Raw genomic sequence first — 18764 nt, forward strand, 5'->3', positions numbered from 1 at the left:
TAGCAGAAGGCTCATCGGCTGAGCCTCCGCAGCTTGCGACAGTCAAAGCGCTCAGCGCGAGGCATGTCGCAGCTATCGCGCTGCGGTTGGGAGTCCGTTCGAAATTCATGTTGTCTCCTCTGGATCCTGATGTGCTGTCTGACATGGTGAGCTTGCGCTGGATCGTCGAGCGCAGCTTCGCCTGGGGGGATGAGAACCGGCGCCTGTGAAAGAACTGCGAGCACTGGCTCGGCACGCGCCTGCAGCCCTTCCACCGATTTTTTGGTACTGGTGCAGATACTCAAAAAATCGTAGACATGCTCTTAAAAATGGTATTGCGCGAGCAACATCACGGCATCCTGGCTGCTACCAACGACCTGCGATGAGTCGTTGCCGTACTTGTTGCGCCATCCCTCGTAGCCGAATCCGGCCTGCAGCGCGCGGCTGCCGATGTCGAACATCAGCGTGGCCCGCGCCAGCAGCTCAGGGCGGGTCGCGGCACCGAAGCCGTCCCGTCCCTTCGCCCCCGTCAGGTCCAGCAGACCGCCGAAGGTGATGCCGGAACCGACTGGAATCGCCCAAGTGCTCGACGCCGACCAGGTACGGTCAAAATGCACGCGACGCCCGACGATGCCGTTGTTGTTGCGCTCGTCGTAGAGGTGCACACCGACGTTCCAAAAACCGGCGCTGATCGGCAGCGCTGCTTCCAGGCCTAGACGCAGCTTGCGCACCTGCGGCGCGAAGGGCACGTTCTTGGTGTTGAGGTCCAACCGTGACACCAGCGACAGATCCTTGAACGGACCGGCGCTGATAGCCTGGCCACTGATCGCCGGCAACGACAGCGTGCGCTGGACGATGGCATAGGCTTCCTGCGCGCCGCCCCCTCCGCCAGTGGCAGGGTCGTTTGCATCCGACTTGAGCACGTCGGCCAGTAGCAGGTTGGCACCCAGTCGGTCGCCGCTGACATGGGTCAGGTTAAGCACCGTCTTGGCGATCGGCTCGGGGTTGCCAGGCTCGGTGAAGCGCCGACCCTGGCGCAGCTGTACGCTGGTATCGCTCCAGTCAGCAGCGTATGCAGGCAGCAGCGGCAGCATCGTCAGGGCGAGCGCAAGCGCCCGCAGGTCGTGACCTCGGTTCATGGGAATGTCTCCTCGTTCTCTCTGGGGAATCTTGTGGACAGCGGCGTCCGGGCCCGGGACGCCAGCGGGGCCGGGATTCAGCGCCCGGCGGCCGCGGCGCATCGCCGCACGAAATCGGCCAGCGGCGCGCTCACCGTCTCGTCGGCGGTGTTGAAGCTGTGGCCGGCCGAGAAATGGTTGTGCTCGCGCAGCAGGCGCAGCTCTGGCGCGAAGCCGTGGCGCGAGACCAGCCGGGCGAACAGCTCGCCGGCCTGCACTTGCATCTGCAGCAGATCGCGCTCGGCGACGCTGATCCACAGCGGCAGCGGCGCGGCATCGATGTGGTCGACCAGGCTGGCGGCGTCCCAGTCGGCCGGATCGCTGCCGAAGTAGGCCTCGTTGCGCGGGTCGGGCGTGGCGATGCCGAACTGCGGGCGGGCCAGCCCCTCCAGCCGCGCGTTGTAGGGGCCCGAGAACAGCGCCGCCCCGGCGGGGCGCCAGCCCTCGGGCTGGAAGCGCCGCCCCAGCGTGGCCGCAGCCACATGGGCGGCACCGGCCGACTCGCCCGCCAGCACGATGGCCTCAGGGTCGCCGCCCAGGGCCTCAGCCTGCGCCTGCAGCCAGGCCCAGACCGCCGCCACATCCTGCGGTCCGCTGGGCCAGCGGCTCTCGGGCGCCAGCCGGTAGTCGGGCAGCACGGTGACGAAGCCCTGGCGCGCGCCCCACCAGCCGACGTTGGCGCGGGCCTGGCGGCTGCCGCGGATGAAGCCGCCGCCGTGGAACCACACCAGCACCGGGCACCGCGCCCCAGCCCCGTCCCCGGCCGGCACGAAGACATCGAGCTGATGGCGCTCGTGCCCGCCGTAGCGCAGGCCCTCGTGCCGCACGACGCCCTCGCGGGGCTGATCGCGCAGCAGCGGCGCATACAGCGCCTGCACCTCGGGCAGGTTGAAGCCGGGGCCCAGTTCGCGCAGCCGCGCCGCGATGGCCTCGGGCACGGCACCGGGCGGATGGATCAAAGAGCGGGTCATGCGATCACTCCGGTCTGCAGGGCCTGCGGCGAGCGGGCCGCGCGGTCCATGCACAGGGCCGCGACCAGGCCGATGCCCAGCGCCGCCAGTCCAAGGGCCTCGAAACCGAGGAAGTTCACCAGCGAGCCCCCCAGCACCGGGCCCAGCGCGGAGCCGGTCATCAGCATCGCCGGGGTGGCGGCGGTCGCCCGTCCCGAGGGATCGAGCCGTGCCAGCAGGCCGAAGGCGAAGGTGTGGGTGAAGATCATCACCGCCGCCAGCACCGAGGCCGCCGCCGCCCAGGGCAGGAAGTGCGCGCTCCACATCAGCGTCAGGGCCAGCAGCGCCTGCACCAGTGGCCCGAGCCGCAGCACCCAGGCCGGCGCCAGACGCCGCTCCAGCCAGGCCGCCAGCGGCGCGGGCACCAGGTTCACCAGGCCCAGCGTCACCAGCACGCCGGCCAGGGCATCGACCCCGAAGCCACGGTGCATGCCGACACGCTCCAGGAAACTGAAGCTCATGGCCTGCACCAGGGCCATCGCGCTGATGCCGGCCACGCAGCTGCCGATCCACGGCCCCGGCGCTTCGGCTCGGGCCGTCTCCTGCGGCAGATCGGCCTGTTCGTCCTGCGGAAAGGCACCGGCGCAGGCCAGTGCGGCCAGCACCATCACCAGCGCGAACAGACCGAACAGCACCGGGCTGCCATGGCGCTCGACCAGCGTCGGTGCACTCGCCAGAAACAGCACCGCAAAGACCCCCAGCCCCATGCCCGCCAGCGCAAAGACCCGATGCGGCCGCGGGCTGCGACCGATCGTGGCATGCGTGGTGCTCAGCGACACGCCCACGCTCAGCCCGGCCAGCAGGTGCCCGACGCCCAGCGCAGCGGCGCTGGCGGGTGCGGCCATCAGGCCGAAGACGAGTGCGGCCAGCGCATAGCCCATCGCCGCCCGCCGCCCGGCGGGCCCGCGTGGCGCACGCCGGGCCAGCAGCACGCTGGCCACGACCGCCCCGCCCAGGAACAGCGACACCAGCAGCCCGGCCTGCTGCGCGTCGAAGCCCCGGTGGCGCACCAGGGTGCCCACCCAGATCGGCAAGGCGATCAGGTCGATCATGCCGGCGCAGTGCGCCACCACCAGGGTCGCCACGCCGACCCGGTCCCTGAAGATGCTCATGGTTGGCTCCTTCGCGTCAGGACTCAGGACCACGAGGCGTCGAGCGTGGCGGGCGCCTTGTGGAAGCGTCCGTCCTTCATGATCGCGCGCAGGCGGTGGCGGTCCTGCAGGATCGACACATCGACCGTCGGGTCGCCATCGACCAGCAGCAGGTCGGCCAGGAAGCCCTCGCGCACCTGGCCGAGTTCCTCGCCCTGGCCCATGAGCTCGCCGCCCAGCGCGGTGGCGGCGTGCAGGGCCTCGGCGGGCGTGTAGCCGAAATGCTCGACCCACAGCGCCAGGTCGCGGGCATTGCGGCCGTTGGGGTTGAAGGGGAAGCCGTAGTCGCCGCCGGGCAGCAGCCGCACGCCGCGCCGGCGCAGCGCCGGCACCAGGCGCTTCTGCGCCGCCAGGACCAGCGCGGCGTCCGCCTTCATGTGCGTCATGTCGATGTGCGGCGGGGGCGTGGCGTCCAGTGTGGCCTGCACGATGCCGATGCTGGGCGCGACGAAGAGGCGATCCTTGGCCGACTCCAGCAGGTCCAGCGCCGCCTCGTCGGCGTAGGTGCAGTGGTAGAGCACCCGGAAGCCCGCCTTCACGCCCAGGCGCACCGCCTCGGCCGCGTGGGCATGGCCGGTCAGCCAGACGTCGTGCTCGCGTGCGGCCTGGCCGGCGGCCATCAGCTCCTCCTCGGTGTAGAGCAGCTCGTGGCTGGCGCCCGGCTTCAGGGCGCTTTCGCCCGAGATGAGGAACTTGACCGCCTTGGCGCCGATCGTCTTGCAGTCGGCCACGAAGGCCGCCACGCTGGCCGGGCCGCGACCGTGCGCATCGACCTGCCCCGGATCGAGCACACCGTCGTTGGGCGGCTCGCGCTCGACCGAGGAGGCGATCAGGCGCGGTCCCGGCAGGCCGCCCGAATCGATCTGCTCCTTCAGGAACACCTCCAGCTGCTTGCTCAGCGCGCCGGCCGAGTAGGCGCTGGTGAAGCCGTGGTCGAGCAGAATGCGGGCATTGCGCGCCGCGGTGAGCGCGAGCTGCTCGGGCGGCAGCCACATGCCAGGCACGAACTTCTCGACCGAGCTCGGCCAGGTCAGGTGCGCGTGGGCCTCGGTGAGTCCGGGCATCAGCACGCCGCCGCGGCCATCGATGACGCGGGCGCGGTCACGCGGCACCTGCGCGCCGTCGCGGGCCACCGCGGTGATGCGCTGGCCTTCGATGCGGACCTCGCCGGCAAAGGGCGCGCTGCCGCTGCCGTCGAAGATGCGCACCTGGGTGAAGATGAGGGCGGGGGATGTCATGTCTTGTCTTGTCTCCTGGGTTGTCGTTTCTGTCTGCCGGGATCGCCGCACGCCGGCTGGTCGGAATTCAGCCCGGCTGCGGCACGCGTGCGTCCTGCAGCAGGGCCAGTACGCCGGCCGTGTCCGCGGCGGTGCCGAAGACGTGGTGATCGGGCCGGAGCACCACCGCGTGGGCCTGGTGGCGCGCCATCCAGGCCGCCGCCACCCCGTCGTGCTCGAGCTCGCGGCGCAGGTCGACGAGCGTGAAGCCCGCCGGCAAGGCCGGCACGGGCAGCGAGCCGTCGCTCACCAGGCGCCAGCCGCAGCCGTGGCGGGTGTCCATCAGCACGCCCTGAGGCCCGTGTGCGTCGTGCAGTCGCGGCTGCGGGAACAGCGCCCCGGCGCCCGGCGTCGCGGTGATCAGCCCGGCCGACAGCGGCGGCAGCACGTCCTGGCGCGGGGTGTCGCGCACCACGCCGCCGCATTCGGCCAGCAGCTGGGCATCGCGCTGGCGGGCGCGGTCGACATCGCGCTCGCAGATCACCGCGCCGATGGCCTTGATGCGGCGGGTGAGCTCGCGCACATGGGTCGCGCGCTCCTGACCGTAGCTGTCGAGCAGGCGCTCGGCCGCCTCGCCCGTGACCTCGCCGCGCTGCACCGCGACCAGCTTCCAGCAGAGATTGGCCGCGTCGCGCACGCCCTGGCACATGCCCTGGCCCAGGAAAGGCGGCTGCATGTGGGCCGCGTCGCCCGCGACGAAGGCGCGGCCGACCCGCCAGCGCTCGGCCACCAGCGCGTGAAAGCGGTAGCTCGACTGGCGCCAGAGCTCGCCGTCGTGCGGCGTGATCCAGCGCGACAGCAGCGCCCAGGTGCCCTCGGGGGTCGCGGCCTCGCGTGGGTCCTCGCCCGCCTTCAATGAGATCTCCCAGCGGCGATGGTTGCCGGGGCCGATGACATACGTGCAGGGCCGCTCGGGCTCGCAGTACTGCACGCTGGTGGCGGGCAGCTTCGCCAGGCCCTGAGGGTTGACGCACACATCCACCACCAGCCAGGGCTCGTCGAAATCGAGGTCCTCCAGCGCGATGCCGAGCTGGCCGCGCAGCCGGCTGGAGCCGCCGTCGCAGGCCAGCAGCCAGCGCGCGCGCACCCGGCCCGAGCCGCCCTCGGCGGTGGTGAGCTCCAGCGTCACGCCCGCCTCGTCCTGGCGCACCGATTCGACTTCGGTCGACAGCGCCACCGTCACCGTCGGCAGGGCCGCGACCCGCGCGCGCAGCTCCCGCTCCACCGGTGGCTGGGTGAAGACCAGCGAGGGCACGTAACCCTGCGGATGGGGCGGCTCGACCATGGTCATGCGCCGGATCAGCTGGCCGTCCACGCCGAAGTATTCCGACGGCGTGAAGGGCTCGCAGAAGGGGGCGACCGCCTCGGCCACGCCGATCTGCTGGAACACCCGCATGATCTCGTGGTCGAGCGCGATCGCGCGCGGGATCTCGTGCACGCCGGGCAGGCGGTCGCCGACCCACACGCGCAGGCCTGCCTGGCCGAGCAGCGCGGCCGCCACCGCGCCGACCGGGCCGAAGCCGACGATGGCCACGTCGTAGGGCGCCTGCGGGACAAGGAAGTCACTCATCGTCAGGCCTCCGCGCGGATCGGGTTGACCAGGGTGCCGATGCCCTCGATCTCGATCTCGATGGTGTCGCCCGGCTTCATCCACACCGGCGGCGTGCGCGCCTGGCCGACGCCGGCGGGCGTGCCCATCACCAGCACGTCGCCGGGCTCCAGCGTCATGCACTCCGACAGCAGCGCGATCGTCTCGGCCACGCTCCAGATCATGTCGGCGGTGTTGGCGTCCTGCATCACCTGGCCGTTCAGACGGCTCTGGATACGCAGGCCGGCGGCGCCCGCGGGCAGCGCATCGGCGCTCACCAGCACCGGCCCGAAGGCGCCGGTGGCGTCGAAGTTCTTGCCGATCGACCACTGCGGCGTGCGCTTCTGGTAATCACGCACCGACATGTCGTTGAAGACGCTGTAGCCGAAGACATGCGAGAGCGCCGCGTCCTGCGACACATGGCGGGGCACGCGCGAGCCGATCACCACCGCCAGCTCGGCCTCGTAGTCGAAGCGCTCGGACACCTTCGGACGCACGCCCGGCGCGCCGTGCCCGATCAGCGAGCTCTTGCCGCGCAGGAACAGCCATGGGTACTCGGGCTTCTCGCGCCCGCCCTCCTTGGCGTGGTCGAAATAGTTCAGGCCCAGGCAGACGGTCTTGCCCGGCTCGGGCAGCAGCGGCGCCAGCGTCAGCTCGGCCAGCGCCCGGCGTGGCGCGGCGCTGCCGAGCGCCGCCCGTGCGGCCGCGGCCAGATCGATGCCCTGCGCCAGTGCGGCGCGCAGGTCGGCGGGCACCTGCGGCTGCGCCGCGTTCAGGTCGATGACCTGATTGCCGTCGAGCAGGCCCAGGCGCGGCTGGCCGTCCAGCAGGAAGGTGGTGAATTTCATGGTGGATGTCGCTCTGCGAAGAAGGAAAGGAATCGGTGGAACCGTTGGACGCGGCGGGCCCTGCGGATCAGACTCAGACCGGCACGAACAGCACGTTGCGCTGCGCGACCTTCAGCTCGGGCCGCGCCGGCCCGATGCCCCACTGGTCGGTGCGCCCCGGCGGCCAGGTCCAGTCGGCAGGGGCGCCGGCGCGGTAGGTCTCGTCGATCTGCTCGACCTCGGCCGTGTACTCGATGACCTCGCCGAAGGGCCCGACGAAATAGTTGAAGACGTTGTCGCCGGGACCGTGGCGCCCGGGGCCCCAGACGATGGGAAATCCCGCATCGCTCATGCGCCCGCCTCCGCGCATGACGTCGTCGAGCGCCGGCATCAGGAAGGCGATATGGTTGAGCGCGTCGTTGTCGGTGTCGCCGATCGCCAGCGTGTGGTGATCGCGGTCGCAGTTCATGAAGGCCATGATCCGGGTGCGGTCCGACAGCCCGAAGCCCAGCGCCTGTTCCATGAAGCGCTGCGTGGCAGCCACGTCGTGGCTGTTGAAGACGGCATGAGCCAGGCGCACCGGCTGGTCGGCCGGCACCGGCTGCCCGGCCTCGCTCGGGTGCAGCCGGTCGCCGTGGACGATGTGGAAGACACGGCCATGCGGGTCGGCGATGCGCAGCGCCAGGCCTCCGGCCGGGTCCTTCGAGGCGCGGGGCGCATGCAGCACCCGGCCGCCTGCGGCCAGCGTCGCGGCGGCCACGGCTTCCAGCGCTTCGACCGAGCGGGCGCGCAGGCTGGCGTGCCGCACCGCCAGGCACGGGCCGGCGTGGAGCGACAGCAGGTGGTGGTCGGGGCCGCTGCCGCGCAGGTAGAGCGCGTCCTCGGTGCGCGCAGACACGGTCAAGCGCCAGACCTCGGTATAGAACGCCTCGGCACGGGCGAGGTCGGGCACGTCTAGCGCGACGCTGCGCAGCGCACGGATCCAGGGGGAAGCCATCACGGGGCTCCTGTCAGTGAGAAGGTGGAAGGGGGCGGCGCGGCGCTCAGTCAGCGCGCAGGCCGGCAGCCTGCACGCCGGCCAGGCAGATCGCCTCGTCGTCGTCGCCAGGCGCCCCGGAGGCGCCGACCGCGCCGAGCAGGCGGCCATCGGCGGCGCGGATCGGCACCGCGCCCGTCTGGGCGATGAAGCGGCCCTGCGAGGTCGCTGACAGCGCCTGGAAGAAGTGAGGGTTGCCGCGGGCGCGCTCGGCCAGCACCCGGCTGCTGGCGCCCAGGCCCACCACCGCCCAGGCCTTGCCGGTGGCGATGTCGGTACGCAGCATGCTGGCGCCATCCTCGCGCGCCGCGGCCTTCAGGTGGCCGGCCTCGTCGAGTACCACCACCGCCATCGGCGGATGAGCGCCCTGGCGGGCGGCCGTCAGCGCGGCCTGCAGAATCAGGCTGGCCTGCGCCAGCGTCAGCGGGGTCTTCATCGGGATGTCTCCTCGGTCTCTTGGTCTTGTCTGGAATCAAGTCTAGGAAGACCCGAGCCATCCATCCATAGCATGTGATCGATAGTGATAATCCATGCTGTGGATGAGACTGCCTGACGGAGACACCCGATGGAAATGCGCGATGTCGACCTGAACCTGCTGCTGGCCTTCGAGGCGATGCTGGACCACTGCCATGTGACCCGCGCCGGCGAGGCGATCGGTCTGAGCCAGCCGGCGATGAGCGCGGCGCTGTCGCGGCTGCGCACACTGCTGGGCGATCCGCTGTTCGTGAAGGTGGGCACGCGCATGCAGCCCACGGCGCGCGCGCAGGCCCTGGCCGGGCCGGTGCGGCGGGTGACCGCCACCATCCGCGCGGAGATCCTGCCCTCGGACGGCTTCGACGCGGCCACCAGCGAGCGGGTCTTCACCCTGATCACGCCCGACATCGGCGAGATGATCTTCGTGCCGCCGCTGATGGCGCACCTGTCGCGCCAGGCCCCGCGGGTGCGACTGAACGTGGTGTCGCGCCCGCGCCTGGCCGCCGCCGAGGCGCTCTCGGGCGGCACGGCCGATCTGGCCCTGGGCTACTTTCCCGATCTGGACGGCGCCGGCTTCTTTCGCCAGCAGCTGTTCGAGAACCGCCACATCTGCCTGCTGCGACAGGGCCATCCCGCGGTGCGCGACGGCCGCCTGACACTCGACGACTTCCTCGCCTGCCAGCATGTGGTCGTGCACCCGGACGGCCGCGAGCATGTCTTCGAGCAGCACCTGCAGCAGCTTGGCGTGCAGCGCCAGGTGGTGCTGGAGCTGTCGCACTTCATGAGCCTGATGCCGATCGTCGACAGCAGCGATCTGGTGGCCACCGTGCCGCGCGATCTGGCCGAGCTGTGCCAGCGCTATGCAGCGGTGCAGATCGTCGAGGCGCCGGTGAGCTCGCCCGTCATCCCGGTGTGCCAGTTCTGGCACCGCTACGCGCACCGCGATGCGGCTCATGTCTGGCTGCGCGCCCAGGTGCAATCGATCCTCGCCCGCCCCTCCTGCCCGGAAGCCGCCCGATGACTCCCCCCCGCATCCCGCCGATCCAGTGCCTGGTCACCTTCGAGGCGCTGGCGCGGCTGCGCAGTGCCAGCCGCGTGGCCGAGACGCTGTGCGTGACCGTCAGCGCGGTGAGCCACCGCATCCGCCAGCTCGAGGACCATCTCGGCATGAAGCTCTTCGCCCGGGGCGACTTCACGCTGACGGCCGACGGCGCGGCCTACCTGGGTCATGTGCGCGCCGGGCTGGCCTCGCTGCAGCAGATGATGCCGCGCGACACACCGCGCCCGCGGCTGCGGGTGCGGGTGGCCGCGCCGCCCACCTTCTGCCGCCAGCTGCTGATGCCGCGGCTGGAGCTGTTTCGCAACGCCTGCCCCGACATCGACCTGATCCTGCAGGTCTCGATCCCGCTGCTCGACGTCAAGGCCGAGCCGACCGACCTGGAGGTGCGCTATGGCCCCGGCCGCTACAGCGACTGCGAGCACCGTCTGCTGCAGGCCGATGACCTGGCCCCGGCCTGCAGCCCGGCGTTTCTTGGCGAATTCGGCCCCTTCCAGGGCTTCGCCACCCGCGAGGAGATGGCGCCCACCCGGCTGATACGCACGCCGCTGGAGCCGTGGTCGCCCTGGTTCCGGCACTGCGGCGTCGATCTGGCCGAGCCGCAGGAAGGCTCGCAGTTCAACGACATCGGCCTGGCCTACGACGCGGCGGCCAGCGGCTTCGGCGTGGTGCTGCTGCGCCTGCGCATCGGCGCGTCCTGGCTGGAGTCGGGCCGGCTGGTGCGGCTGTCGCCGCAGGCGGTGCCCTCGGCGCACGGCTACCACCTGTGCTGGACGCCGGGCGCGCTGCAGCGCTGGGAATGCGCGGCCTTCGCCGACTGGCTGGTGCAGGCGCTGCAGCAGCCGGCCTGAGGATCAGTCGTCTTCTGACTCGGCGCCCCGGACCCGCCAGCGCTGGCGCAGTTCACGCGGCGTGCAGCCATGCAGCGTCCGAAACTTCAGGTTGAACTGCGCCAGACTGGCATAGCCCACCTCGGCGGCAATCAGACGGATCGGCCGGTCGGTCTCGATCAGCTGGCGACAGGCCTGGCTCATGCGCAGCTGGGTGGTGTACTGGCCGACAGTGCATCCGACATGGCGTCGAAAGAAGCGGTGCAACGCACCCACGGACAGGGCGGCCTGTTTGGCCAGCTCGCTCATCGAGGGGGGCGCTTGCCACTGCGCGTGCAGCAGGTCGAGTACCCGCATCAGCCGCTGACGCGAGACGTCGCTGTCAGGGCGCAGCAGCGTGCGTATGCGTGCGCGAGCAGCCTCGTCACGGGCCAGCCGCAGCAGCACGCCGATCAGCAGCGGTACCCGATCCGCCGGCGGGCACTGCTGCAGCGCGAGCAGCTCAGGCGCGACCGCGGCGGCCACCTCGGCGGAGAACTGCAGCGCGCCGGCTGCGCGGCGCGCCAGCTCGCGCAACATCACCAGTTCGGGCATGGCCTCGACGAGCCGGTCGATCCAATCCTGGGTGAACCAGGTGACGGCTACCTGCATCGGCTGGTCAGGCTCGGGCCGAGCCTGGGCCGACCAGGTGTGCGGCTGATCCGGGCCAATCAGCACCAGATCGCCCGGCTCGAAGCACGACAGATCCGCGCCGATGTAGCGCTGGCCCCGTGCATTGAGTGTCAGCGTCAGCTCGAATTCCGGGTGGTAGTGCCAGACAAAGGGAATTTCCTGCAGCTCGCGCCACAGCACGGTGCAGGCCCGTGCCCCCTCGCGGGGGACATGCTCGTAAAGCGGTTTCATCGGCGCACGATTGTCGACGATCCCCCAAAGACTCACGTCTCGCGATGACCGATCGGTCAGGATCACATCAGTTCGGATCAGGAACGTGCCAGATCAGCGCGACGGTGGCGCCCACACTGAGGGCTCACCGGCTCTTCCCACCGACCGACCATGAACGACCGCTACCGCTACGGGGACCAGCGCCCCGGCAACCCTTCCGTCGCCTACGCCGAGCTGCCGCAGCTGCGTGAGCTGCGCAAGCGCCTGCCCCTGAGGGTGCTTTCCGAGGACGACTTCCATCATTGGCAGACCCGCGGCTTCGTCATCGTGCGCCAGGCCATCTCGGCCGAGCAGGTGCGCCGCACGGTCGAGCATCTGTGGCGCTTTCAGGAACTCGATCCCGATCGCCCCGAGACCTGGGATGCCCCCGAGCGGCGCAGCCATGCGATGGCCGAGCTCAACGGCTCAGGCATGGTCGAGACCTACCATCACCAGACGCTGTGGGACAACCGTCAGACCCCGCGCGTGTACGACGCCTTCGTCGACCTCTGGGACCGCGAGGACCTGTGGGTCACGATCGACCGAGCCAACCTCAACACGCCCAACCGCGGTCAGCGGGCCTTCGCAGGCTTCATCCACTGGGATGCTGACACCACGCTCGATCCGCTGCCGGTCAACATGCAGGGCGTGCTTGCGCTGTCGGACACCAACGAGCGCGTGGGGGGCTTCCAGTGCGTGCCCGACCTGTTCGAGCACTTCGAGACCTGGCGTCGCCAGGCGCCGCTTGATCGCCATCCGTGGCGGCCTGACATGGCGGCGCTGCCCTGGACGACACAGTTCGTGCCGCTGCAGGCTGGCGACTTGCTGATCTTCAATAGCCTGCTCGCACACGGCATCCGCCCCAACACCTCGGAGCGAGATGTGCGCCTGGCGCAGTACATTGCCTTCACGCCGGCCGACGAATCCCAGACCGAGTTGCGTGAACAGCGCGTGCGCTCCTGGCACGAGCGGGAGTCTCCTGTCGGGCATGCTTTCCCTGGTGACCCGCGGCGCCAGGAGCAGCTACAAGGCCAGACGGCCGTGCTGACCCCTCTGGGCGAGCGCATCCTCGGGGCCCGCAGCTGGCAGCCGGACTGAAGCGGCGCGGCTGCCCAGGTTTCTTCAAACTGCTCGCCAAGAATCCTCAACCCGGACTCAGCGAATTTGATCTAAAGTGCATGCACTTTTGCTTTTGCCTGACAAGGACTGCCGTGATCCAGCGCCCTGCACTGACCCGCGACGACGCGATGACCCTTCTGCTGGCCGCCGAGGCCGAAGCCGCCCGCAACGACTGGGCGGTCTCCTTGGCCGTCTGCGACGACGGCGGCCACCTGATGGCCTTCGTGCGCCGCCCCGGCGCCACGCCGGCCTCGGCCCAGATCGCGCAGGCCAAGGCGCGTACCGCCGCGCTGATGCGCCGCGAGACGCTCGGCGTCGAGCAGATGATCAACCAGGGCCGCACCGCCTTCCTGTCGGTCCCGGGCCTGGACGGCCTGCTCGAGGGCGGCGTGCCGGTGCTGGTGGACGGCCACTGCGTCGGCGCCGTCGGCGTGAGCGGCGTCAAGTCGACTGAAGACGCACAGATCGCGCGCGCAGGGATCGCCGCGCTGCTGCCGGCGGCCTGACGGGCGCGTACAGTGGCGCCCCATGCGCCACGACCTCGTCAGCCTCGATCTGTTCGTCTGCGTCGCCGAGTGCGGCAACCTGACCCGTGCGGCCGAGCGCCGCCATCTGGCGGTCTCGGCCGTGAGCAAGCGCATCTCCGAGCTGGAGGCGCTGATCGGCACGCCGCTGCTGGTGCGCCAGCCCCGGGGTGTGCGCCTGACGCCGGCGGGGCAGTCGCTGCTGCACCACGCCCGCCAGATGCTGCAGCTGGTCGCGCGCATGGACGAGGAACTCGGCGCCTACGCCGGCGGCCTGAAGGGCCATGTGCGCATGCAGGCGGTGGCCTCGGCGCTGACGCAGTTCCTGCCGGAGGAACTGCGCGACTTCCTGGTCGCGCATCCGGGCGTACAGGTCTCGGTCGAGGAGCGCACCGGCCGCGACATCGTGCGCGCGGTGCAGGGCGGCGCGGCCGATCTGGGCCTCGTCGCCGCGACCACGCCCATCGAGGGCCTGAGCGCGCAGGCCTATCACGTCGATCGGCTGATGCTGGGCGTGCCCCGGCGCCATGCGCTGGCGCGGCGGCGCTCGGTGCGCTTCGCCGAGGCGCTGGCCCATCCCTTCGTCGGGCCGCAGCCCGAGAGCTCGCTGGCGCAGCTGATGGAGCAGGGCGCGCGCGCGGCCGGCCTCGCGCTGCAGCAGCGCATCCAGGCCAGCAGCTTCGACGCGATGTGCCGCCTGGTCGAGACCGGGCTGGGCGTGACGCTGCTGCCCGAGCGGGTGCTGAGCGCGCCAGTCGCGGCCGGACGGCTGGTCGCGGTGGCGCTGCGCGAGGACTGGGCCTGCCGCCAGATGCTGATCGTCTCGCGCGGTGAGCGCGAGCTCGGGCCGGTCACCCGCACGCTGATCGACCATCTCCAGCGGGCCGTCGCGTTCGCCGATGGAGAACGCAGCCGTGGCGAAAGACCAATTTTCTCCGGCGACGGGTCTGCCTAGCATCCGGGCCATGCCGGCATCCGACCGGCCCGTCCCGGAGACAGACCTCATGAAACGCCGCCTCTTTGCCACCCGCGCCGCCGCGGCCCTGGCCGCCACCGCCTCGCTGCTGGCCGCCTCGCTGCCGGCCACCGCCCGCGCGCAGGCCTGGCCCAGCAAGCCGATCACCCTGGTCGTGCCCTTCTCCGCCGGGGGCGGCGTCGACGTGATGTCGCGCCTGCTCGCAGAGAAGCTGCGCCCGACGCTGGGCCAGATCATCAACATCGACAACAAGGCCGGCGGCAGCGGCATGATCGCCACGATGGCGGTGGTGCGCGCCCCGGCCGACGGCCACACGCTGCTGATGGCCACCGCCGGCGAGACGGCGATCAACCCGCACGTCCACAAGGGCCGCATGCAGTACGTGCCCGAGAAGGACCTGGCGCCGATCGCGCTGGTGGTCAAGGTGCCCAATGTGCTGGTGGTCAACCCGGCGCTGCCGGTGCGCTCGGTGGCCGAGCTGCTGGCCTATGGTCGCGCCCATCCGGGCACGCTGAGCTACGGTTCGAGCGGCATCGGCAACCCGCAGCACCTCGCCGGCGAGCTGCTGGAGAAGCTCTCCGGCGTCAAGCTCACCCATGTGCCCTACCGCGGCGCCTCCAACCAGCTCTCCGACACCGCCGGCGGCAGCGTGTCGATGACCTTCGTCAGCCTGGCCGGCGCGCGGCCCTTCCTGAAGGACCAGCGGGTGCGCGCCATCGCCATGACCTCAGCCAAGCGCACGCCGCTGGCCCCGGACGTGCCGGCGGTGGCCGAGACGCGCGGCCTGGAGGGCTATGCGCTGGAGAACTGGTTCGGCCTGTTCGCGCCGGCCGCCACGCCGCCGGCGGTGCTGGAGAAGCTGCACGCCGCCGTCGAGCAGGCGCTGCGCGACCCCGAGCTGGTGCGCCGCCTGGGCGAGCTCGGCGGCGAGGTGGTGCCGATGGGCCCGAGTGCCTTCCGAGCCTTCATCCAGGACGAATCGAAGCGCTTCGCGCGCATCGTCCAGGATGCGAACGTCACGCCGGACAACTGAGCCAGGAGCCTCCGCGATGCGACGCTTCGCCTACGTCGGCTGCCGAACCACCCGCGAGCGCCATGCCCGTGGCGAGGGCCTGAGCGTGTTCAAGATCGATGCCGAGGGCGGCCTGCACCCGGTGCAGCTGCTGCGCGGCCTGGTCAACCCGTCCTATCTGGCGCTGAACGCGGCCGGCACGCGGCTCTACGTGGTGCACGGCGACACCCGCGAGGTCAGCGCCTTTCGCGTCGACCGCGCCACCGGCCACCTGAGCTTCCTGAACCGGCAGGACAGCGGCGGGCTCAACCCGGTGCACCTGGCGCTGCTGCCGGGCGAGCGCGACCTGCTGGTGACCAACCACCTCGGCGCCAGCCTGGCGGTGCTGCCGCTGGACGGCAACGGCGCGCTCGGGCCGGTGCGCCAGCTCCTGGCGGTGGCGGGCCCCGTCGGGCCGCACCGCATCGAGCAGAAGCAGCCCAAGCCGCATTACGCCGCCCTCGATCCGTCGGGGCGCTTCGTCCTGGTGCCGGACAAGGGCTGCGACCGCATCCACCGGCTGGGGCTGCAGGCCGACGCCGCAGCGCCGCTGCAGCCGCTCGATGCGTCCTTCGTCGCGCTGCGCGAGGGCGCCGGGCCGCGCCACATGGCGCTGCACCCGCGGCAGCCGCGCGCCTATGTGGTCAACGAGCTGGACTCGACCGTGGTGACCTGCGCGCTCGACACGGACACCGACATCGGCGCGCTGCGGCCGCTGCAATGGTGCCCGACGCTGCCGCCGGAGTTCACCGGCAACAGCCGCGCCGCCGGCATCGCCCTCGATGCGCGCGGGCGCCACCTCTACGTCTCGAACCGAGGCCACGACAGCATCGCGCTGCTGCACCTTGATGCGGACAGCGGCCTGCCCACGTTCGTCGAGGCGGTGGCTTCGGGCGGGCGCACGCCGCGCTTCTTCGCGCTGACGCCCGAAGGCGACCGGATGCTGGTGCTCAACGAGGACAGCGACGCCATCGTCACCTTCGCGGTCGATGCGCACACCGGGCGGCTGACGCCCACCGGCCAGCGCGTGGCCACCGGCAGCCCGGTCTGTCTGGTGTTCTCGCCGGACTGAGCCGCGCCGCACACCACGCTGCACGCAACGCCGTTCCCCCTTCTTCTGCCGTTTTCCGCCATGACCTTCGATCCCGACCGTGCCCTCGGGCGGCTGCCGCTGCCCGACGGCGGCGAGGCCCTGTTCATCGACCTGCCCGGCCTGTTCGGCGCGCGGCTGCAGGCGCTGCCCACCGTGCTGCGCCTGCTGCTGGAGAACGTCGTCCGCCACCAGCGCGGCGCCGAGCGCGAGGCCGCGGTGCAGGCGCTGCTGGCCTGGGGCGAGACCGGCACCAGCGAGGCCGAGATCGCCTTCCAGCCCGGCCGCGTGCTGATGCACGACACCACCAGCACGCCGGCGCTGGTGGACATCGCCGCGATGCGCGACGCGCTGGCCGAGGCGGGGCTGGATCCGCAGCAGCTGCACCCGGTGCTGCCGGTGGACGTGTCGGTGGACCATTCGCTGGCGGTCGAGGTGCACGCGCGGCCGGACGCGCCGGCCGAGAACCTGCGCCACGAGCTGCGCCGCAACCGCGAGCGCTACCGCTTCCTGCGCTGGGCGGCCGCGGCGCTGCCGGGCGTGCGCATCCACCCGCCGGGCACCGGCATCATGCACACGATCAACCTGGAGCAGCTCGCCACCGTGACGACGACCGAGCTGCGCGAGGGCCGCACCTGGGTGGTGCCCGACGTGATGATCGGCACCGACAGCCACACGCCGATGGTCAACGGCATCGGCGTGCTGGGCTGGGGCGTGGGCGGGCTGGAGGCGCAGATGGCGATGTTCGGCCTGCCCACGCCGCTGCGCATCCCGGAGGTGATCGGCGTGCGGCTGACCGGCGCGCTGCCCGCCGGCGTGCTGGCCACCGACCTGGCGCTGGTGGTCACGCAGCGCCTGCGCGCGATCGGCGTCTCGGGCGAGTTCGTCGAGTTCTTCGGCCCCGGCGTCGCCACGCTGAGCGCCGGCGAGCGCGCGGTGGTGGCCAACATGGCGCCCGAATATGGCGCCACCACCGGCTTCTTTCCGGTGGACGAGCGCACGCTGGAGCATCTGCGCGCCACCGGCCGCGCGCAGGACCACATCGAGCAGGTGCGCCGCCATGTGCACGCCGCCGGCCTGGCCTTCGACCCGGCGGCCGAGCCGCGCTTCACCCGCCGGATCGAGATCGACCTGGCGCAGGTGGCGATGCACATCGCCGGCCCGACCCGGCCGCAGGATCTGCGCTCGTTCCGGGACGCGCGGGCGTTGCTGGCGGCGCGCGACTTCCGCCCGAGCGCCGCCGGCACGATGCCGCGCCATCCGGTGGCCATCGCCGCGATCACCAGCTGCACCAACACCTCGGACCCGGCGCTGCTGATCGCCGCCGGCCTGCTGGCGCGCCGCGCCCGCCAGCGCGGGCTGAAGGTGCCGGCCTGGGTCAAGACCTCGCTGTCGCCGGGCTCGCCGGCGGCGGCGGCCTATCTGGCGCGGGCCGGGCTGCTCGACGATCTGGCGGCGGTCGGCTTCGACATCGTCGGCTTCGGCTGCGCGACCTGCATCGGCAACCCCGGCCCGCTGCCGCCGGTGATCGTGCAGGCCCGCGACCGCGGCGAGGTGCATCCGGTGGCGGTGCTCTCGGGCAACCGCAACTTCCCCGGCCGCGTCCACCCGGACCTGGACCTGGGCTTCCTGATGTCGCCGCCGCTGGTGGTGGCCTTCGCGCTGGCGGGTGACGCCGAGATCGACCTGGGCGCCGATCCGGTGCAGATCGCGCCCGACGGCGAGCCGGTCCGCCTGGCGGCGCTGTGGCCGAGCCGCGAGGAGATCGCGCAGCATCTGGCGCAGGGCCTGGACGCGCAGGACTTCCGGCGCGAGTTCGCCCGCGCCAGCGCCAATCCGGCCTGGCAGGCGCTGCAGGCGCCGGACAGCGCGCGCTTTCCTTGGGACGAGGCCTCGACCGCGCTGCGCCGGCCGCCCTTCGCCGCCTTTGCCGCGGCCCCCCCGCAGGCTGCGCCCCAGCTCGGGCGCTACACCGCGCAGCCGCTGCTGGTGCTGGGCGACGATGTCACCACCGACCACATCTCGCCGGCCAGCGCCATCCCGCCCGACAGCACGGTGGCCGATTTCCTGGTCGCGCGCGGCGAGCGCCGCGACGACCTCAACGTCTTCGCCTCGCGCCGGGGCAACTGGGAGGTGATGCTGCGCGCGGCCTTCCACAGCCGCTCGCTGCGCAATCTGCTGGCGCCCGACGCGCCGGTGGCGCACACGCTGCATGTGCCCAGCGGCAAGGTCCAGCCGATCCACGCGGTGGCGCAGCGCTACCGCGACGAGGGCACGCCGGTGGTGCTGGTAGCCGGCGAGCGCTACGGCACCGGCTCCTCGCGCGACTGGGCCGCCAAGGGCCAGCGCCTGCTGGGCATCCGCGCGGTGCTGGCGATGAGCTTCGAGCGCATCCACCGCAGCAATCTGGTCGGCATGGGCATCCTGCCGCTGCGCCTGCCCGCCGGGGCCTCGCCCGAGGCGCTGCAGCTGCGCCCCGGCGACCGCCTGGAGGTGGACGCCCAGCCGGAGCGGCTGCGCCCGCGCGCGCCGGTGGCCGTGCGGCTGCTACGCGCCGACGGCCGCATCGAGACGCTGGCGGCGGTCGCCGCGGTCGAGACGCAGCTGGAGGTCGAGCTGCTGCGCCAGGGCGGCGTGATCCCGTCGATCCTGGCGCGCACCCGCGCCGAGGCGCTG

16 protein-coding genes and 1 pseudogene are annotated in these 18764 nt (G+C 71.7%); 8 read left to right on the forward strand and 9 right to left on the reverse strand.

Annotated elements, in window-relative coordinates; genetic code table 11:
* Positions 1 to 302: 302 nt before the first annotated feature.
* The 8 genes from BW996_RS19180 to BW996_RS19215 form a co-directional block, all read right to left on the reverse strand.
* Positions 303 to 1118 carry a hypothetical protein gene (locus tag BW996_RS19180; protein ID WP_051632247.1) on the reverse strand — a complete coding sequence of 272 codons (816 nt, stop codon included), beginning with the start codon at positions 1116 to 1118 and terminating at the stop codon, positions 303 to 305.
* Between the two features lie 77 nt (positions 1119 to 1195).
* Positions 1196 to 2128, reverse strand: coding sequence for an alpha/beta hydrolase (locus tag BW996_RS19185; protein ID WP_051632248.1), 933 nt, complete (start codon positions 2126 to 2128; stop codon positions 1196 to 1198).
* A complete protein-coding gene (locus BW996_RS19190) occupies positions 2125 to 3279 on the reverse strand; it encodes an MFS transporter (RefSeq protein WP_037485169.1) in 1155 nt (384 codons plus the stop codon). Before BW996_RS19190 ends, BW996_RS19185 begins: the two co-directional genes overlap by 4 nt.
* Before the next feature lie 23 nt (positions 3280 to 3302).
* Positions 3303 to 4556 carry an amidohydrolase family protein gene (locus BW996_RS19195; RefSeq protein WP_037485171.1) on the reverse strand — a complete coding sequence of 418 codons (1254 nt, stop codon included), beginning with the start codon at positions 4554 to 4556 and terminating at the stop codon, positions 3303 to 3305.
* A 67-nt stretch (positions 4557 to 4623) separates the two neighbouring features.
* Positions 4624 to 6165, reverse strand: a complete 1542-nt coding sequence (locus BW996_RS19200) for a bifunctional 3-(3-hydroxy-phenyl)propionate/3-hydroxycinnamic acid hydroxylase (protein ID WP_037485174.1) — start codon at positions 6163 to 6165, stop codon at positions 4624 to 4626.
* A gap of 2 nt (positions 6166 to 6167) precedes the next feature.
* Positions 6168 to 7031, reverse strand: a complete 864-nt coding sequence (locus BW996_RS19205; protein ID WP_037485177.1) for a fumarylacetoacetate hydrolase family protein — start codon at positions 7029 to 7031, stop codon at positions 6168 to 6170.
* A gap of 73 nt (positions 7032 to 7104) precedes the next feature.
* On the reverse strand, positions 7105 to 8007 hold the full coding sequence (locus BW996_RS19210) for a VOC family protein (protein ID WP_037485179.1): 903 nt from the start codon (positions 8005 to 8007) through the stop codon (positions 7105 to 7107).
* Between the two features lie 46 nt (positions 8008 to 8053).
* The gene (locus BW996_RS19215; RefSeq protein WP_037485182.1) at positions 8054 to 8482 is read right to left on the reverse strand and encodes a GlcG/HbpS family heme-binding protein; all 429 of its coding nucleotides are present in this window, start codon (positions 8480 to 8482) and stop codon (positions 8054 to 8056) included.
* A 129-nt stretch (positions 8483 to 8611) separates the two neighbouring features.
* Between BW996_RS19215 and BW996_RS19220 the strand changes: the two genes are divergently transcribed.
* Positions 8612 to 9541 (forward strand): LysR family transcriptional regulator, encoded by a 930-nt coding sequence (locus BW996_RS19220; RefSeq protein ID WP_037485189.1) that lies wholly within the window; start codon positions 8612 to 8614, stop codon positions 9539 to 9541.
* Complete coding sequence (locus BW996_RS19225; protein ID WP_037485191.1) at positions 9538 to 10428, forward strand: LysR substrate-binding domain-containing protein; 891 nt, start codon at positions 9538 to 9540, stop codon at positions 10426 to 10428. Before BW996_RS19220 ends, BW996_RS19225 begins: the two co-directional genes overlap by 4 nt.
* A gap of 3 nt (positions 10429 to 10431) precedes the next feature.
* On the opposite strand, the gene BW996_RS19230 is transcribed toward BW996_RS19225, so the two are convergent.
* Positions 10432 to 11376, reverse strand: a complete 945-nt coding sequence (locus BW996_RS19230) for an AraC family transcriptional regulator (protein WP_241462049.1) — start codon at positions 11374 to 11376, stop codon at positions 10432 to 10434.
* Between the two features lie 84 nt (positions 11377 to 11460).
* Here BW996_RS19230 and BW996_RS19235 point away from each other — a divergent pair, with 84 nt between their 5' ends.
* The 6 genes and pseudogenes from BW996_RS19235 to acnA all read left to right on the forward strand — a co-directional run.
* Positions 11461 to 12426, forward strand: a complete 966-nt coding sequence (locus BW996_RS19235) for a phytanoyl-CoA dioxygenase family protein (protein WP_037485197.1) — start codon at positions 11461 to 11463, stop codon at positions 12424 to 12426.
* 113 nt (positions 12427 to 12539) lie between these two features.
* Positions 12540 to 12953, forward strand: coding sequence for a GlcG/HbpS family heme-binding protein (locus BW996_RS19240; RefSeq protein WP_037485199.1), 414 nt, complete (start codon positions 12540 to 12542; stop codon positions 12951 to 12953).
* Between the two features lie 22 nt (positions 12954 to 12975).
* A complete protein-coding gene (locus tag BW996_RS19245; protein ID WP_037485202.1) occupies positions 12976 to 13926 on the forward strand; it encodes a LysR family transcriptional regulator in 951 nt (316 codons plus the stop codon).
* A gap of 49 nt (positions 13927 to 13975) precedes the next feature.
* Complete coding sequence (locus BW996_RS19250) at positions 13976 to 14980, forward strand: Bug family tripartite tricarboxylate transporter substrate binding protein (RefSeq protein WP_037485204.1); 1005 nt, start codon at positions 13976 to 13978, stop codon at positions 14978 to 14980.
* 16 nt (positions 14981 to 14996) lie between these two features.
* A complete protein-coding gene (locus tag BW996_RS19255; RefSeq protein WP_037485210.1) occupies positions 14997 to 16070 on the forward strand; it encodes a lactonase family protein in 1074 nt (357 codons plus the stop codon).
* A gap of 60 nt (positions 16071 to 16130) precedes the next feature.
* Positions 16131 to 18761, forward strand: a pseudogene (gene acnA, locus BW996_RS19260) (aconitate hydratase AcnA); the annotation flags it as partial.
* Between the last annotated feature and the right edge of the window lie 3 nt (positions 18762 to 18764).

The organism is Sphaerotilus natans (assembly GCF_900156335.1).
Lineage (GTDB): Bacteria > Pseudomonadota > Gammaproteobacteria > Burkholderiales > Burkholderiaceae_C > Sphaerotilus > Sphaerotilus natans.

What these genes read in the sequence shown, in the direction of transcription:
- BW996_RS19215 (WP_037485182.1), bottom strand. Translation starts at nt 8,482, where the DNA reads ATGAAGACCCCGCTGACGCTGGCGCAGGCCAGCCTGATTCTGCAGGCC.
- BW996_RS19205 (WP_037485177.1), bottom strand. Translation starts at nt 7,031, where the DNA reads ATGAAATTCACCACCTTCCTGCTGGACGGCCAGCCGCGCCTGGGCCTG.
- BW996_RS19235 (WP_037485197.1), top strand. Translation starts at nt 11,461, where the DNA reads ATGAACGACCGCTACCGCTACGGGGACCAGCGCCCCGGCAACCCTTCC.
- BW996_RS19225 (WP_037485191.1), top strand. Translation starts at nt 9,538, where the DNA reads ATGACTCCCCCCCGCATCCCGCCGATCCAGTGCCTGGTCACCTTCGAG.
- BW996_RS19200 (WP_037485174.1), bottom strand. Translation starts at nt 6,165, where the DNA reads ATGAGTGACTTCCTTGTCCCGCAGGCGCCCTACGACGTGGCCATCGTC.
- BW996_RS19210 (WP_037485179.1), bottom strand. Translation starts at nt 8,007, where the DNA reads ATGGCTTCCCCCTGGATCCGTGCGCTGCGCAGCGTCGCGCTAGACGTG.
- BW996_RS19195 (WP_037485171.1), bottom strand. Translation starts at nt 4,556, where the DNA reads ATGACATCCCCCGCCCTCATCTTCACCCAGGTGCGCATCTTCGACGGC.
- BW996_RS19250 (WP_037485204.1), top strand. Translation starts at nt 13,976, where the DNA reads ATGAAACGCCGCCTCTTTGCCACCCGCGCCGCCGCGGCCCTGGCCGCC.
- BW996_RS19185 (WP_051632248.1), bottom strand. Translation starts at nt 2,128, where the DNA reads ATGACCCGCTCTTTGATCCATCCGCCCGGTGCCGTGCCCGAGGCCATC.
- BW996_RS19190 (WP_037485169.1), bottom strand. Translation starts at nt 3,279, where the DNA reads ATGAGCATCTTCAGGGACCGGGTCGGCGTGGCGACCCTGGTGGTGGCG.
- BW996_RS19220 (WP_037485189.1), top strand. Translation starts at nt 8,612, where the DNA reads ATGGAAATGCGCGATGTCGACCTGAACCTGCTGCTGGCCTTCGAGGCG.
- BW996_RS19180 (WP_051632247.1), bottom strand. Translation starts at nt 1,118, where the DNA reads ATGAACCGAGGTCACGACCTGCGGGCGCTTGCGCTCGCCCTGACGATG.
- BW996_RS19245 (WP_037485202.1), top strand. Translation starts at nt 12,976, where the DNA reads ATGCGCCACGACCTCGTCAGCCTCGATCTGTTCGTCTGCGTCGCCGAG.
- BW996_RS19255 (WP_037485210.1), top strand. Translation starts at nt 14,997, where the DNA reads ATGCGACGCTTCGCCTACGTCGGCTGCCGAACCACCCGCGAGCGCCAT.